Source organism: Yersinia vastinensis (genome assembly GCF_902726565.1).
In the GTDB taxonomy this organism is placed as follows: Bacteria; Pseudomonadota; Gammaproteobacteria; order Enterobacterales; family Enterobacteriaceae; genus Yersinia; species Yersinia vastinensis.
On record NZ_CACVAF010000011.1, the window covers coordinates 124,742 to 140,539 of the forward strand.

Below are 15,798 nucleotides of genomic sequence, written 5' to 3' on the forward strand. Positions count from 1 at the left end.
TAGCGATTAATTAAAAGGATATTATTATGGCGGTAGAAATATGGTATCAGGCGAAAATTGAGAATGAAACGCTTTCTTCCTATACACGGAAATGGGCGGCAGATTTTGGTAATATGATGTCAAGTCACACAATTGATGATGATTACATGTTTCAAACGGGAACGTACTCTTCTAATTCTGGTAACTTATATGCATTCGGTCGAGTTAATCAACCACAAAATAATGTTGCCTTATCGGCGGGATATAGAGCGGTAATTCAAGATATTAATGGCGATATATTCGATCAACAAGTCGTCACTGGCATTAGTGGTAGTTTGGAATTTGGTGAGAGCATAATACCTATCGCTGATGTTGAGTTATTAGATGAGTGCCAGAATGGAGATGAGGTTTATTTTCAGATTGATGATGTACAACTGGATATTAGTGGATTAGACAGTGCTGGTGATACCGAAAGTTCGTTAAATATGTTGCTTCATTTATCCCGTCATCGCGATTGTCCCGATGGGCAAAGTCTTGGCGTGTACGGTTTACTCAGGGGAGATGCTGAACCTATACTGGCAAAATTCAAAGCTCAGGGTATTGATGTTGATACACCACTTAAAGATATGGCTATTGCTAATCAGTTTTATACCGCCAATGATGATGTTATGGTCGAATCGGCAGTTATTGAAACCGTGGGGGTGATTGAAGGAAACGAAGTATTGTCAGTAGCTTAATAAAGGCTGCTAAAAAATGATTTTTGGCTAGCCAGATAATACCACCGCCATAATGAGTTGATAACTTAAATAGTTATATTGGCGGTGGATAAAAGGTGTATTGCTTTGAGAAATAAAATAATACGAACTCAAGTCATAATGCTACTTTCAGTATGGAAATGGATGCCATGAAATCATATGAAAACTCAGATCCTGCGTCGGCCGCGATAACCGTTCTTTCAGTTATCGCTGGACACAAAAAAAACCTTTGGGGGATTGGACTATTTACTGCGGTAATTAACATTTTGATGTTAGCACCTGCCATTTATATGCTGCAAGTTTATGATCGTGTTCTTGCTTCAGCTAATACCATGACATTATTGATGCTCACTATTCTGGTACTGGGAATCTTTATATTTATTGGTTTGCTTGAATGGATCCGTAGTGCTGTTGTCATTCGTTTAGGCACTCGTATTGATATGCAACTTAATCAACAGGTGTTTAATGCTGCATTTGCCTCTCAACTCATGGGGAATAAAACTCCAGCAGCTCAAGCATTAAATGATCTAACCTCTTTGCGTCAGTTTGCTACAGGCAATGCACTATTTGCATTTTTTGATGCCCCTTGGTTTCCACTCTATTTATTGGTGATATTTCTACTCCATCCTTGGTTGGGGGTATTAGCCACAGTAGGTGCGTGTGTACTTATTTTTCTGGCTTGGTTTAACCAATGGATATGTAAAAAACCGTTGAAAGAAGCATCAACCATCACTTCACAGGCCACTCAACAGGCTAATGCAAATTTACGTAATGCAGATGCTATCGAAGCGATGGGGATGCTAGATGCCTTGCGAGAACGCTGGTTAGTACAACATTCGCATTTCCTTTATCAGCAAAATATCGCCAGTGACAAAAGCAGTCAGGTCACCGCCGTGTCTAAATCCAGCCGTCAAGCCCTGCAATCAATGATGTTGGGGCTCGGTGCATTGCTGGCTATCGACGGGGCAATTACGGCGGGAGTGATGATCGCGGGATCAATTTTGATTGGTCGGGTCTTGAGTCCAATTGATCAATTAATTGCCGTTTGGAAACAGTGGAGTCATGCACGGCTCTCCTACCAGCGCCTAACACATCTGTTGGCCCAATATCCCCCTTTACCGAAAGGCATGGTTTTATCAGCCCCGACAGGGAAATTAAGTGTAATGCACCTGACTGCTTGCAAACCAGGGACGCATATTCCGCTTTTATCCTGCATCAGCTTTGAGCTGCAACCCGGTGATGTCTTGGGTGTTTTAGGGCCATCAGGTAGTGGAAAATCCACATTGGCAAAGCTCTTGGTGGCTTGTAAACCTGCGTTTAGTGGTTCGGTACGTTTAGATAATGCAAACCTTTGCCAATGGGATAAAGCCCGTTTAGGGAAATTTATTGGCTATTTGCCACAAGATATTCAGCTATTTCGTGGGTCGATTGCTGAAAATATTGCGCGCTTTGGCGCAATTGATACCACAAAAGTGATTGCAGCCGCTCAGATGGCGGGGATCCACGACTTAATCCTGCATATGCCACAGGGCTACGATACTCAGCTTGGGGATGGAGGCGAGGAGTTGTCTGGCGGCCAGCGTCAGCGTATTGCATTGGCACGGGCCATGTATGGTGTACCCCGGCTTATTGTGCTGGATGAGCCGAATGCCAGCTTAGATAAAGAAGGGGAAAGAGCTTTGCTAGATAGCATTATCCAGCTCAAACAGCAGGGTTGTACTATCGTGATGATTACGCATAAACCTGAGCTCTTGTCTGGAAGCGACTATCTGTTATTTCTCAATAATGGGCGAGTGGAGTTATTTGATAGTACCCAGACGGTTTTGCAAAAGGCGCAGTGCCAGGATAAGCCCCCCGTTAAAACTGAAGTTAAAACTGAAGTTAAAACCCCGAATAACAAAAAACCTTGGGGGAGTGGAACGTCATATGGCGTCATCCTCGCTCACACGGCACCGCAAAAATCGTAATTTTTGACTCATCCCATGGACGGACGGAGAGATAACCCATGTTATCTGGATCAGAGCGTTACCCAATGAAAAACATCAGTCACCGACGACAAAACCTACCTCCACTTCAGACCAATAGTGGGAGATATCTTGGCCTTGGTGGGGTATTGGTTCTTGGCGGTTTTATCGGTTCTTTACTTTGGGCTGGATTAGCGCCCTTGGATAAAGGGATTGCGGTTATGGGGCATATTGTTGTTGCTGAAAATCGTAAGGTTATTCAGCCATTACAAGGTGGACGTATCCAGCAGTTGCATGTTCTTGAGGGTGACGAAGTCACCGAAGGGCAATTACTGGTGACGCTGGATGATACCGCGATGCGCAGTCATCGCGATAACTTACAGCACCAATATTTAAGTGCTCTCGCTCAGGAATCCCGCTTGACTGCCGAGCAACATGATTTACCCGCCATTATTTTCCCTCCAGCCTTACGAGAATATTCCGACCAATCTTTAGTTGAGCGTCATATCGCTTTACAACAGCAGCTTTTCCATCATCGCCGTCAGGCTCAATTGAGCGAAATTGCCCGACTATCAGCACAAATGACTCGTCATGAGAGCCGATTGGAGGGGTTACAAGCGCTTCGGGGTTATAACCAGCGTCAATTTGATCTATTCCAGCGGCAACTACAGGGTGTGCAACTCTTGGCAAAAAATGGTCATGCAGCCCAAAGCCAATTGCTCGATATGGAGCGTCAGTCTATTTCACTGCGGGCTGGCGTCGAAAAAAATACCAGTGAGATATTGGAGTTACATAAGCAAGTGAGCGAAACAGAACAGCATATATCACAACGGCGCGAACAGTTTAAAAGTGAGAATCGCGAGCAATTAGCCAAAGTGCAGCAAACTGTTCAAGATTTGGAGCAGCGTTTGGGGGTTGCTGAGTATGAATTAAATCATGCCCGTATTTTTTCACCAGTCAGTGGTTCAGTTATTGCACTTGCTCAACATACGGTTGGGGGGGTGGTAAGTACGGGGCAAACATTAATGGAGGTGGTGCCTAATGGGCAGCCACTATTAGCTGAAGCGCAGCTCCCAGTATCTTTAATTGATAAGGTTACTGTTGGGCTTCCCGTAGATCTTAATTTCTCTGCTTTTAATCAAAGTGATACTCCGCGATTACAAGGCTCTGTATTACAGGTCGGGGCTGACCGTATACAGCATCCGAATACTTTAGAACCTTATTATCCTCTCACTGTGGCGATTGATACCGCGCAAACGCAATTGGCAATCCGGCCCGGTATGTCTGTTGATATTTTTATCCGTACTGGGGAACGGTCGCTACTCAGTTATCTGTTTAAACCTCTCACTGATCGCTTGCATGTCGCTTTTGCAGAAGAGTAGTTGCTTAGGATTAACTCATTGAAAATAAATGGATATAGTGATTTAATTCATGAGAATACAACACAATAATGACAAAGTGGTGCTTTGGTGGGGAAGTGCTTTATTGACGAGTAGTTTCCATATTTATCTGCTGTGGTTATTGAGCACAACATTTATCCCCATGATAAATACAGATGATTCCCCTGTCTCGATGATGATAGCGCTGTCGACTGAGCCAGAGTTTGCCCCTATTTGGGAGCAAAAATCGGCGGTTGGTATTACTCAAGATTTTAACGAACCGGTGGTCGAACAATCTGAAAGCCAACCAGAAAGCGCGGATGATTTCATCATATTGCCTGAACAACCGGTGGCTTCATTGGTTGTTGAAAAACAAGTGGAAGCCATCAAAAAAGATCCCGCTAAAACGAAACGGTTACGGTCGAAAGTCAAAGAGCAGCGTCAGCCTACCACTGAACCTACGGCAGATAACCACAACAAACCAACACCCGCAGCAGTTGCAACGAGCACCCCTTTGTCGGGAGAAAGCCACCAAGTCGCCGCCGCTGCAAACAGTGATTCGTCGCATATTCAACAAACTAAAGTGAGTTGGAAAGGACTCGTGCAGGGGCATCTTAATAACTTTAAACGTTATCCACCCAGCGCCAGAAAGAAACGCCAACAAGGAACGACGACCATTCGTTTTGTGGTCAATCAGGATGGCTATGTATTATCGGTCCATCTTAAAAATAGCAGCAGGGTAATGGATTTAGACAATGAGGCATTAGCCGTGATTAAACGTGCTCAACCCTTACCTAAACCCCCTGCGGAGCTGTTATCGCACGGGCAGATAACATTGACGCTGCCCATTGGCTTTAATCTAAAAAAGTAGAGTTCTCAGCTAAGGAACAGGATGAAGGCGTACTCATCCTGTCGGCTTTATTGAGACTGCCCCCCTTCTTTTTTTGACTAATTCACGGAGTTTGACTCCTCCAGGATTAGTTTTCATTCGTGCAACCCGATTATCCATGTCTTTCATAATGCCTCCATTGCACTATCATTATTGATATCAAATCTCGCCCTCGAGCCGACTTAAAAAGTGGCCGAGGTAGGCAAACAGTGAACATGGCTGGTTGATTTGCCAAGCAAAGTGATGAAATCCGTAGCAGCGGCTTGCAAAAAGAAAAGATAAAAAAGCCGAGCATAAAGTTCGGCTTAATAAATGAGAGAGTATTAGTGAGAGATATTACTCACCAGGGCAGCGCAAACACCGCTCGGCTTCATCAGCACCCAGTTTTAATTTAGACTGTAAGTCACGCAGTGCAGTACGCAAACCTTCTTCAATAACAGGGTGATAGAATGGCATATCCAGCATTTGGTCGATAGTCATTTGCTGCTGGTGTGCCCAAGCCAATAGGTGTGCAATATGTTCTGCACTTGGCCCCATCATCTCTGCCCCCAAGAAACGGCCAGTGCCTTGCTCACCGTAGACTCTTAAGATGCCCTTGTTTTTCAGCATGACGCGTGAGCGCCCTTGATTCTCAAATGAAACTTCACCGACCTCGAAACAGCCGCAGGCACTGAATTTTTGCGACAACTCGCGGAAGGTAGAGCCAACCATGGCGATTTGTGGGTCTGAGAAAACCACCGAAATTGGGCTGCGACGTAAACCGGGTACCACTTCAGGGAATCCGCCCGCATTTACACCCGCAATCCGCGCCTGATCACTGGCTTCGTGTAGCAAAGGTAATTGGTTACTGGCGTCACCAGCGATAAAAATATGCGGTACGCTGGTTTGCATTGTGAGTCTGTCTGCCGATGGAACACCGCGATCGTCAAGCTCGAGTGAGGTATTTTCTAGCCCCAGTTTATCGACATTAGGGCGACGGCCTGTGGCGGCTAAAACATAATCCACCATGATTTCTTGTGGTTTGCCGGCTTCGTCCAGATAGCGGATAAAGACCTTATCCCCTTCACGCTGCATCACTTCAACTTTCACATCAGGGTTCAGATAGAACTCTTCGCCCAATGTTTTCGCGGCGTAACTGCGCACAATGCTGTCAGTTAGCGGTCCGACACCGCCGCCAACGCCAAACATTTTGACCTGAACACCCAACCGGTGTAGTGCCTGACCAAGTTCTAGCCCGATAACGCCAGGGCCAAATACCGCGACTGATTCTGGTAAATCATCCCAGTTAAAAACATCATCGTTAACAATCAGCCGGTCACCCAGAGCATTCCAAGGCGCAGGCCAAGTTGGACGAGAGCCTGTGGCAATTACGATGCGTTGTGCAATAATTCTAGTATGATCATCAACTTGAAGAGTATTGTCATCAATAAAACGTGCATAACCCTGAATTTTATCCGTTGCTGGAATACTCTCTACGCCTTCCAAAACAAAACCGACAAAACGGTCACGCTCACGTTTTACGCGATCCATAACTTCACGACCATTAATTAGAATCTCGCCTTGTGGGTGGATTCCAAATCCGGGTGCTTTTTCAATCTGATGCACAGCTTCAGCCGCCGCAATCAGCAGTTTGGATGGCATGCAACCGACACGTGCACAGGTAGTACCGTATTCACCACCTTCGATCATCACCACGTTCGGGGTCGACAGTTTGGCTGCGCGATAAGCGCCAAGCCCGGCAGTACCGCCGCCAATAACGGCGACATCAACGTTTAAGGTTTTCATGTCTGCTCCTAACAGAAAAAAAGGGTAGGCCGAAGCCTACCAAGTTACTTCATACGATCTTCATTTTTATTGATGTATATATTTTTCATGGCATTAAGCAGACAGATAATTCTCTAAATCATCACTGCCACCGATATGACGACCACCAATAAACACTTGTGGTACTGTCCCTCGGCCAGTCACAGCACGCAGGCTAACGGTCGTTGCATCTTTGCCCAGTACGATTTCTTCATACTGAATACCGCGTTCTTGCAGCATTTGTTTTGCTTTGGCGCAGAATGGGCAGCCCGGTTTAGTAAAGACAGAAACAGACTCTTGGACTTTAAAATCAGGAGCCAGATACTTCAGCATGGTGTCGGCGTCAGACACTTCAAACGGGTCGCCCGGTTTGTTTGGCTCGACAAACATTTTTTCTACCACGCCGTTACGCACCAGCATGGAATAACGCCATGAACGTGGCCCAAAGCCCACATCGGTCTTTTCAACCAGCATATTCATGCCTTGGGTAAATTCGCCGTTACCATCGGGAATGAACGTAATATTTTCGGCATTCTGATCAGCTTTCCAGGCATTCATGACAAAGGTGTCATTGACGGATACACACAAAATGCTATCAACACCGTGTTGTTTAAATACACTGGCTAATTCGTTATAACGTGGCAGGTGGCTTGAAGAACATGTCGGGGTAAACGCGCCCGGCAGTGAAAATACGATGACGGTTTTGTTATTGAATAGCTCGTCGGTGGTCACATCAATCCACTGGTCACCCTGACGGGTATGGAAAGTCACCTGTGGAATTTTTTTACCTTCTTGGCTAGTAAACATGTGTAACTCCTTAATAAAAAAATGAAATATTTTAATTTTTCTAGGTATCTTTTCGTTGGGACACATTATTCATTTTATCACTTGATAGTTCTAATCACTGGTTGCTATCTTATCTATCGTCAATGGCTATCATAAAGCGGAGCACCGATGAATATTCGTGATTTGGAATACCTAGTGGCGCTGGCTGAATTCAGGCATTTCAGGCGGGCCGCCGACTCTTGTCATGTCAGTCAACCCACGTTAAGTGGCCAGATTCGTAAGTTGGAAGATGAGTTGGGCGTGATGTTGTTGGAGCGCACCAGCCGTAAAGTGCTGTTTACACAAGCTGGGTTATTGCTAGTGGAGCAGGCCAGAACAGTATTGCGAGAAGTCAAAGTCCTCAAAGAGATGGCCAGTTTGCAGGGTGAAAGTATGTCTGGCCCGTTACATATTGGGCTTATTCCTACTGTTGGGCCTTATTTATTGCCACAAATCATTCCGATGTTGCATCAGACATTCCCAAAACTGGAAATGTACCTGCATGAAGCGCAGACCCAAAATCTTTTGGCTCAATTGGATAGCGGCAAATTGGATTGTGCGATTCTGGCGTTGGTCAAAGAAACCGAAGCGTTTATTGAAGTCCCACTTTTTGATGAGCCGATGCAATTGGCGATTTATAGCGACCATCCGTGGGCTTCACGTGAAAAAGTTCAAATGCATGAACTGGCAGGTGAGAAATTGCTGATGCTAGAAGATGGTCACTGCTTACGTGATCAAGCGATGGGCTTTTGCTTCCAAGCGGGAGCCGAAGAAGATACGCATTTCCGTGCTACCAGTTTGGAAACACTGCGCAACATGGTCGCTGCGGGTAGCGGCATTACGCTCTTGCCTTCACTGGCCGTGCCAAATGAAAGAAATCGTGACGGCGTATGTTATCTCGAATGCTATAAACCCGTCCCCAAACGCACCATTGCGTTGGTGTATCGCCCCGGTTCCCCATTGCGTGGCCGCTATGAGCAACTTGCCGAGGCAATACGTGAGCACATGCAACCACGTATGAGCCCAGAAGTGATAAACGAAAAGTCAGAACAGGCGGTTTAAACCATTGAGTGCTGCCACGCGATAGGCTTCAGCCATGGTTGGATAGTTGAAGGTTGTATTAACGAAATATTCGATAGTATTGCCTTCTCCTTTCTGCTCCATGATGGCCTGACCGATGTGGATAATTTCAGCCGCACGTTCACCAAAGCAATGGATTCCCAAAATTTGCTTGGTTTCCCGATGGAACAGGATTTTTAAGCTACCTGTGTTCATCCCGACGATTTGTGCGCGGGCGAGGTGCTTAAATTGCGCCCGCCCCACTTCGTAAGGGACTTTCATCGCAGTCAAATCTTGCTCAGTTTTACCCACAGAGCTGATTTCTGGGATGGTGTAAATGCCGGTGGGAATATCTTCGATCAGGTGAACCTGTGCTTCACCTTTGATCATCGCTTGCGCGGCAATTCGCCCCTGATCATAAGCCGCTGAGGCCAGACTCGGATAACCAATCACATCCCCGACCGCATACACATGAGGCAGCGCTGTCTGATACATGCTGTTGACCTTCAACAGACCACGGCTATCAGCTTCCAGCCCAATGTTTTCCAGCCCTAAACCACTGGTATTACCGGTACGGCCATTGGCATACAGCAAACAATCAGCTTTGACTTTTTTGCCTGATTTCAGGTGGACGATAACCCCATCCACGGTCCCCTCAATCTGCTCAAACTCTTCGTTGTGGCGGATCACCACGCCGTTATTCCAGAAGTGGTAAGAGAGGGCATCTGACATTTCCTGGTCAAGGAAAGCCAGCAGCCGGTCGCGGGTGTTGATCAAATCAACTTTGACACTCAACCCACGGAAGATTGAAGCATATTCGCAGCCAATAACTCCGGCACCATAGATAATGACGTGCTGTGGTTCATGACTGAGCTGTAAAATGGTATCACTGTCGTAAATACGCTCATGGGTAAAATCGACGTTTGCAGGGCGATAGGGGCGGGAGCCCGTCGCAATGACAATATTGTCAGCCGTCAATTGATCTGAAGTACCATCGGCATAACGCACATTGATAGTATTGGCATCAATGAAACTAGCATCACCTGAAAACATCTGACAGTGATTGCGATCATAAAAGCCTTGACGCATACGGGTCTGCTGGTTAATAACGCGATCCGCATGGTTTAAGATATCAGCAAAAGAAGAGCTGATGGTTCTGGCATTGTCGCTATAGAGTGGATTTTGGTTGAATTCGATAATACGGCTAACGGCGTGGCGCAAAGCTTTGGAAGGGATAGTGCCCCAATGGGTACATCCACCGCCCACATTGTTGTACCGTTCTATAACGGCAACTCGGGCGCCTTGCTTGACCAACCCCATAGCGGCACCTTCACCGCCAGGACCCGAGCCAATAACAATGGCATCAAAATGGAAGTGCTGTTGCATGTAGGAGAGACCTATTATTATACAAAATTACAACGCTACATTAACATCATCCCGCGTATAACCCAATAAACAATGGGTAAATCATCGGGATGTGTGCTGTAAAGCAGCAATTCCGTATTGGGATGATACGTTTGTATAACAGCTGTTACTATAAAGTTTGGTATATTGCTGACTATATGTCTTAGATTGAGAATTTGGATATCCCTTGGGTACGATTATGGGCGTCAGAGCACAACAAAAAGAGCGGACTCGTCGTTCCCTTATCGAAGCGGCGTTCAGTCAACTGAGTGCTGAACGGAGTTTTGCGAGCCTGAGTTTGCGGGAGGTCTCCCGTGAAGCTGGTATCGCACCGACTTCTTTTTACCGGCATTTCCGTGATGTAGACGAACTTGGCCTGACCATGGTCGATGAAAGCGGCCTGATGTTGCGCCAACTTATGCGTCAGGCGCGTCAGCGGATTGCCAAGGGCGGCAGTGTTATCCGCACGTCTGTTTCTACATTTATGGAATTCATCGGCAATAACCCTAATGCATTCCGCTTATTATTGCGGGAGCGCTCCGGGACTTCTGCGGCATTCCGTGCCGCCGTCGCGCGCGAAATTCAGCATTTTATTGCCGAGCTGGCCGATTATCTTGAGCTGGAAAATCACATGCCGCGCAGTTTCACCGAAGCCCAAGCTGAGGCCATGGTCACAATTGTCTTCAGTGCAGGTGCGGAAGTGCTGGACGTAGATATTGAACAGCGGCGACAGTTAGAAGAACGTTTGGTCTTACAGCTGCGGATGATCTCCAAGGGCGCTTATTATTGGTATCGTCGTGAGCAGGAAAGGCTTGCAGTGTCCCGCGCTTAATAAAAGTAAGGAAAATGATGGAACAATTTCACCGTGAAAAACAAACCAACCGTGAAACCGGTACCCTGCTGCTGGCACTAATTACAGGTTTGGCAATAAATGGTTCATTTAACGCGGTATTCAGCGCGTTTGTGTCTTTTTCGGTCTTTCCGCTACTGACGCTTATCTTGGCAGTGTATTGTTTGCACCAGCGCTACCTTAATTTTGCTATGCCGCAAGGTTTGCCAGTGTTGGCTTCCGCGTGTTTCTTACTTGGTATTTTATTGTATAGCGCGATTGTGCGAGTTGAGCATCCGTCGATTGGCTCTAATTTTGTCCCTTCGATTCTGAGTGTGGTGTTGGTGTTCTGGATCTTATTCAAGCTGAAAACACGAAAGTCGTCGGCTCAGACTGAAGCAGATACCGACACCGATGATAACCAGCAGCCGCAATAGCGGTCAGGCTGTCGGGAATAAATAGAGAAAGGGCAACATTGTGTTGCCCTTTTGTCTGTCTATCAATTGTGTTTTTCGTTAGCCGCGTTTTTCCAGTAGAACCCCGCACTCCATATGATGGGTATAGGGGAATTGATCAAATAGCGCTAATCGACTGATTTTATGAGTATGCTTAAGCTGTTCGAGATTGGCGCACAGCGTCTCCGGGTTACAAGAGATGTAAAGGATACGCGGGTAAGCCTGTACCAGCTTGACGGTTTCATCATCTAGCCCACTGCGTGGCGGGTCAACAAAAATGGTTTCGCAATTATAGCTGCTTAAATCAATGCCCTTCAGGCGATTAAATTCACGCACACCTTGCATTGCCTGAGTAAACTCTTCCGCAGACATACGGATAATTTGCACATTATCAATATTGTTTGCGGCAATATTATATTGCGCGGCAGCCACTGATGGTTTGGCAATCTCTGTTGCCAGCACGCGATTGAAGTTACGCGCCAACGCCAGTGAGAAATTACCATTGCCGCAGTACAGCTCCAGCAAATCACCACTGGCGTGTTGGGTGACATCAATGGCCCATTCCAACATATGAATATTCACCGCAGCATTCGGTTGGGTGAAACTGTTCTCAACTTGACGATAAATCATCTCGCGCCCAGCGACAGGCAAGACTTCGTCAATATAGTCGTGGTCCAACATGATTTTCGTTTTCGCTGCTCGTCCAATCAATTGCAGATCAAAACCTTGCTCGCGTAGCTGGTCACGTAGCTCCAGCGCTTTCTGTTGCCACTCTTCATCTAATGGGCGGTGATACAACAAAGAAGCTATTAACTTGCCACTCAAAGTAGACAAATAATCAATTTGGAATAACTTACGCCGCAAAATTGGCTCGGCCCTGATGGCGGTCATCAGCACACTCATCAATCGATTAATTAACAGACTGGCGACCGGAAATTGTTCAACTCGGATGCGCTGCTTGGTCTGTTGGTCAAACATGATGTGGTACAAGTCGTCTTCATCGTGCCAAACGCGAAACTCAGCTCTCATGCGGTAATGTTCAGCAGGAGAACGGAATATTTCTGGAGCGGGTGCCTGAAACGGCGACATCATCGCCTGAAGGCGGGCAGATTTTTCCGCCAGTTGGTGGTCATAGCCGTCAGTCGGCAGGATGTCGGGAGTCATGTTTCTTCTCGTCTGGACAATATAAAAGAGGTTTATTCCTGCGGATTGTAGGGAAAGTGGAAGTGATGTCCAGTTTTGTCGTATTTAGCCTCTTCTTGCGCCATGAAATTTATTGGTTATATCTCTCGTGATATGAGTAGAAGTCTAGACATCCATTTTACTTGATCGTAGCATTGCGGTCCGGCCTCATGCTGTTACTTAAACACCTAAGAGTTAAAAGGGAATCCGGTGTAAATCCGGAGCTGACGCGCAGCGGTAAGGGGAAGTCACGGCGATAGGTTTCATCCAGACACTGTCCGCAAGGATGGGAAGTCATCGCCCGCTCTGTTTCATGCCATTTATTCACCTCAGTATGATTTATTGTGGTTATTAAATTTAGTATCAGAGATCCCAAGCCCGAAGACCTGCCGGTATACGTCGCAATATTCGTGGTCGTCGCGTACTACCGGCCATGGCACTGCGGCATCCGCTATTTGAGTTTGGATGCTTTTTCATGACAATTAAAAAATATACGCTGCTCACAACCCTTTCTGTGACGGCATTTTCTGGATGGGCGCAGGGCAACACCACAACAGGTAATAAAGATGAAATGGTTGTCACCGCCAGCCGTTTCAAACAACCCGTCTCCACTGTCTTGGCTCCTACTGATGTCGTTACTCGCGATGATATCGAGCGTTGGCAAGCAAAAAGCCTCAATGAAGTTATGCGCCGGTTACCAGGCGTGGATATTTCGCAAACTGGGGGGTTAGGTCAGGGTTCTTCCATGTACATCCGTGGTACTGAAGCCCGACATGTTCTGGTATTAATTGACGGCATTCCTCTTGCGCGTACGGGGATTGTCAACAGTGTCGATTTCAATCAGATACCAATATCTCTGGTACAACGTGTGGAATATATCCGCGGACCACGCTCTGCCGTCTATGGCTCTGGGGCGATTGGCGGTGTTATCAACGTGATTACTCAATCTGATCAGGAAGGCGCGCAGATTAATGCCGGGGTCGGTTCTAAAGGTTACCAACAATATGATGGCAGTGTTCGCCAACGTTTTGGTGATACTTTGGCAACGCTGGCGGGTGGATATCAAACCACGAACGGCTATAACATCAGACCCAACTCACCTAACCCAATCGACAGTGATCGCGACGGTTTCCGTAATAAAAATTTCTGGGCGGGTCTGGAGCACCAATTCAACCAAGAGATATCTGGCTTCGTCAGGGGATATGGTTATACCAATAACACAGATTACGATGTGGGTAGCCTCTCTTCTCCGGCATACAGTGGTGATGTCGAACGGCTTTATAACCATACTTATGATGCCGGGCTACGCTATGTCTCGGGTGCCTATTCTTCCCAATTAATCGGGAGCTATCAGAAATATAAAGATTATAACTTCAGTAGCCAGTATGGCCGCTATGGGGTGGCAACCACGCTGGACAATATGGATCAGCGCAATGTGCAGTGGGGTAATACCTACAGCTTTGAAAGTGCGACGCTGAGCGCGGGTGTAGACTGGCAGCAACAGCGTTTAACTTCATCAAGCCAAATCATCTCTGATACCTATAAAAGAGATAACACCGGTTTATATCTAAGTGGGCAGCAGAAAATCGGTAATGTGACATTAGAAGCTTCTGGCCGTGAAGATAAAGATGAGCAGTTTGGCTGGCATGAAACTTGGCAAACCGCTGCGGGTTGGGAGTTTGTTCCTGATTACCGTGTGACTTTATCTTACGGCACCGGCTTCTTGGCGCCGTCATTGGGTCAGCAATATGGTTCGCAGCGCTTCGATATCTTATCAAATAGTGATCTGAAACCTGAGGAGTCCCGCCAATGGGAAGCTGGCCTTGAAGGGCTGACAGGGCCTATTGACTGGCGTTTATCTGCATACCACAACAAAATTGAAAACCTGATTGATTACACTTATGACTCGGTGACGTATAGAGGCCAATACTACAATGTGAACTCTGCAACCATAAAAGGTGTTGAATGGACCGGAAACTTTGATACCGGCATATTTAACCACCAGGTGACATTGCAATACATTGACCCACGTAATGATCTGAATAATGAAGTGTTAGCTCGCCGTTCGAAACATCAGGCTAAGTACCAGTTGGATTGGACGATGTTCAATGTTGATATGGATGTTTCTTATCAGTATTACAGCAAACGCTATGATAATAGCACCTCGATGTATAACTCGACTCAGCGTGAATTATCGAGTTACAGCACTGTTGACGTTTCTGCTGCTTATCCGGTTACTGCTCATCTAACAGTTCGTGGTAGAATTGCTAACCTGTTCGATAAAGAATACGAAACGGCTTATGGCTATAAAACCGCTGGACGAGAGTATTACCTCACAGGAAGTTATAACTTCTAAGGCTGATTCTTCTCCTCGCCCGACAGCGCTGATTTTTGATTCAGGTGTTGGCGGGCTATCTGTCTATCAAGAGATTCGGCAATTGTTGCCGGATCTCCACTATATATATGCTTTCGACAACGTCGCTTTCCCTTATGGGGAGAAATCAGGCGAGTTTATTGTTGAACGCGTGCTGGAAATTGTCACTGCGGTACAACAGCGTCATCCATTAGCAATAGTGGTCATCGCCTGTAACACCGCCAGCACGGTCTGTCTTACTGCTTTACGTGAACGTTTTGCCTTCCCGGTCGTCGGTGTTGTACCTGCTATCAAACCTGCAGTGCGGTTAACCCGTAATGGCGTTGTTGGCTTATTGGCGACTCGCGGCACAGTTCATGCTTCTTATACCTTGGATTTGATTGAGCGATTTGCCACTGATTGCAAAATTGAGTTACTGGGTTCCTCCGAGCTGGTGGAACTGGCAGAAACTAAGTTGCATGGCGGTGTGGTTCCCGCAGAGGCATTAAAGAAAATCCTTCATCCATGGTTAATGATGCGTGAACCCCCCGATACCATTGTCTTGGGTTGCACTCATTTCCCTCTGCTCGAAGAAGAATTAGCGCAAGTGCTACCGGAAGGAACGCGGATGGTTGATTCTGGTGCTGCAATTGCGCGGCGTACCGCTTGGCTTATTTCTTCTCAGGAAAATGTTGTTTCTTCTTCGGATGAAAATATTGCGTATTGCATGGCTTTGAATGCGGACACTGATGCTTTATTACCCGTTTTACAGGGTTATGGCTTCCCAACACTGGAAAAACTGCCAATTTAGCAGCGTTTTGACTAAAGATTCAGCGGTTGAAAAGTTTTTTTAAATTAGGGGTTGCAGGCTGTCAGGAACTCCCTATAATGCGCCTCCACTGACCGGGAACAACGAAACAAA

General features: G+C 46.5%; 13 protein-coding genes and 1 riboswitch. Of the genes, 9 read left to right on the plus strand and 4 right to left on the minus strand.

The genetic code is table 11. The features are described 5' to 3' along the window. Positions 1-26 precede the first annotated feature (26 nt). The 4 genes from HUZ92_RS16490 to HUZ92_RS16505 all read left to right on the plus strand — a co-directional run bounded on the left by HUZ92_RS16490 (position 27) and on the right by HUZ92_RS16505 (position 4,948). Positions 27-716, plus strand: coding sequence for a heme acquisition protein HasA (locus HUZ92_RS16490; protein WP_128451833.1), 690 nt, complete (start codon positions 27-29; stop codon positions 714-716). 152 nt (positions 717-868) lie between these two features. Next, entirely contained in the window at positions 869-2,701 is a 1,833-nt protein-coding gene (locus tag HUZ92_RS16495; RefSeq protein ID WP_174846867.1) for a type I secretion system permease/ATPase, read from the plus strand. 38 nt (positions 2,702-2,739) lie between these two features. Next, entirely contained in the window at positions 2,740-4,080 is a 1,341-nt protein-coding gene (locus tag HUZ92_RS16500) for an HlyD family type I secretion periplasmic adaptor subunit (protein ID WP_050101049.1), read from the plus strand. A gap of 49 nt (positions 4,081-4,129) precedes the next feature. Then, positions 4,130-4,948 (plus strand): TonB family protein, encoded by an 819-nt coding sequence (locus HUZ92_RS16505; RefSeq protein ID WP_050101048.1) that lies wholly within the window; start codon positions 4,130-4,132, stop codon positions 4,946-4,948. A gap of 354 nt (positions 4,949-5,302) precedes the next feature. Here the strand turns inward: HUZ92_RS16505 and HUZ92_RS16510 are convergent, their stop codons facing one another. Next, complete coding sequence (locus HUZ92_RS16510; RefSeq protein WP_050141111.1) at positions 5,303-6,751, minus strand: dihydrolipoyl dehydrogenase; 1,449 nt, start codon at positions 6,749-6,751, stop codon at positions 5,303-5,305. Between the two features lie 93 nt (positions 6,752-6,844). Then, positions 6,845-7,576 (minus strand): glutathione peroxidase, encoded by a 732-nt coding sequence (locus HUZ92_RS16515; protein WP_050101046.1) that lies wholly within the window; start codon positions 7,574-7,576, stop codon positions 6,845-6,847. 147 nt (positions 7,577-7,723) lie between these two features. Between HUZ92_RS16515 and oxyR the strand changes: the two genes are divergently transcribed. Then, positions 7,724-8,656, plus strand: coding sequence for a DNA-binding transcriptional regulator OxyR (gene oxyR / locus HUZ92_RS16520; protein ID WP_050101045.1), 933 nt, complete (start codon positions 7,724-7,726; stop codon positions 8,654-8,656). Here the strand turns inward: oxyR and sthA are convergent. Beyond that, positions 8,639-10,039: a Si-specific NAD(P)(+) transhydrogenase gene (gene sthA / locus HUZ92_RS16525; protein ID WP_050101044.1), complete on the minus strand. Its 1,401-nt coding sequence runs from the start codon at positions 10,037-10,039 to the stop codon at positions 8,639-8,641. The two genes, oxyR and sthA, sit on opposite strands and share 18 nt — an antisense overlap. Positions 10,040-10,256: 217 nt before the next feature. On the opposite strand from sthA, the gene fabR reads away from it, so the two are divergent. Beyond that, a complete protein-coding gene (gene fabR / locus HUZ92_RS16530) occupies positions 10,257-10,889 on the plus strand; it encodes an HTH-type transcriptional repressor FabR (RefSeq protein ID WP_050101043.1) in 633 nt (210 codons plus the stop codon). A gap of 17 nt (positions 10,890-10,906) precedes the next feature. Next, positions 10,907-11,323 carry a YijD family membrane protein gene (locus HUZ92_RS16535; protein WP_072086721.1) on the plus strand — a complete coding sequence of 139 codons (417 nt, stop codon included), beginning with the start codon at positions 10,907-10,909 and terminating at the stop codon, positions 11,321-11,323. 78 nt (positions 11,324-11,401) lie between these two features. On the opposite strand, the gene trmA is transcribed toward HUZ92_RS16535, so the two are convergent. Next, positions 11,402-12,505, minus strand: coding sequence for a tRNA (uridine(54)-C5)-methyltransferase TrmA (trmA, locus tag HUZ92_RS16540; RefSeq protein ID WP_050141113.1), 1,104 nt, complete (start codon positions 12,503-12,505; stop codon positions 11,402-11,404). A 164-nt stretch (positions 12,506-12,669) separates the two neighbouring features. Further along, positions 12,670-12,931, plus strand: a riboswitch (cobalamin riboswitch). Between the two features lie 67 nt (positions 12,932-12,998). On the opposite strand from trmA, the gene btuB reads away from it, so the two are divergent. Further along, on the plus strand, positions 12,999-14,879 hold the full coding sequence (gene btuB / locus HUZ92_RS16545) for a TonB-dependent vitamin B12 receptor BtuB (protein WP_050101040.1): 1,881 nt from the start codon (positions 12,999-13,001) through the stop codon (positions 14,877-14,879). Continuing rightward, positions 14,824-15,687, plus strand: coding sequence for a glutamate racemase (gene murI, locus HUZ92_RS16550; protein ID WP_050101039.1), 864 nt, complete (start codon positions 14,824-14,826; stop codon positions 15,685-15,687). Before btuB ends, murI begins: the two co-directional genes overlap by 56 nt. Positions 15,688-15,798 lie beyond the last annotated feature (111 nt).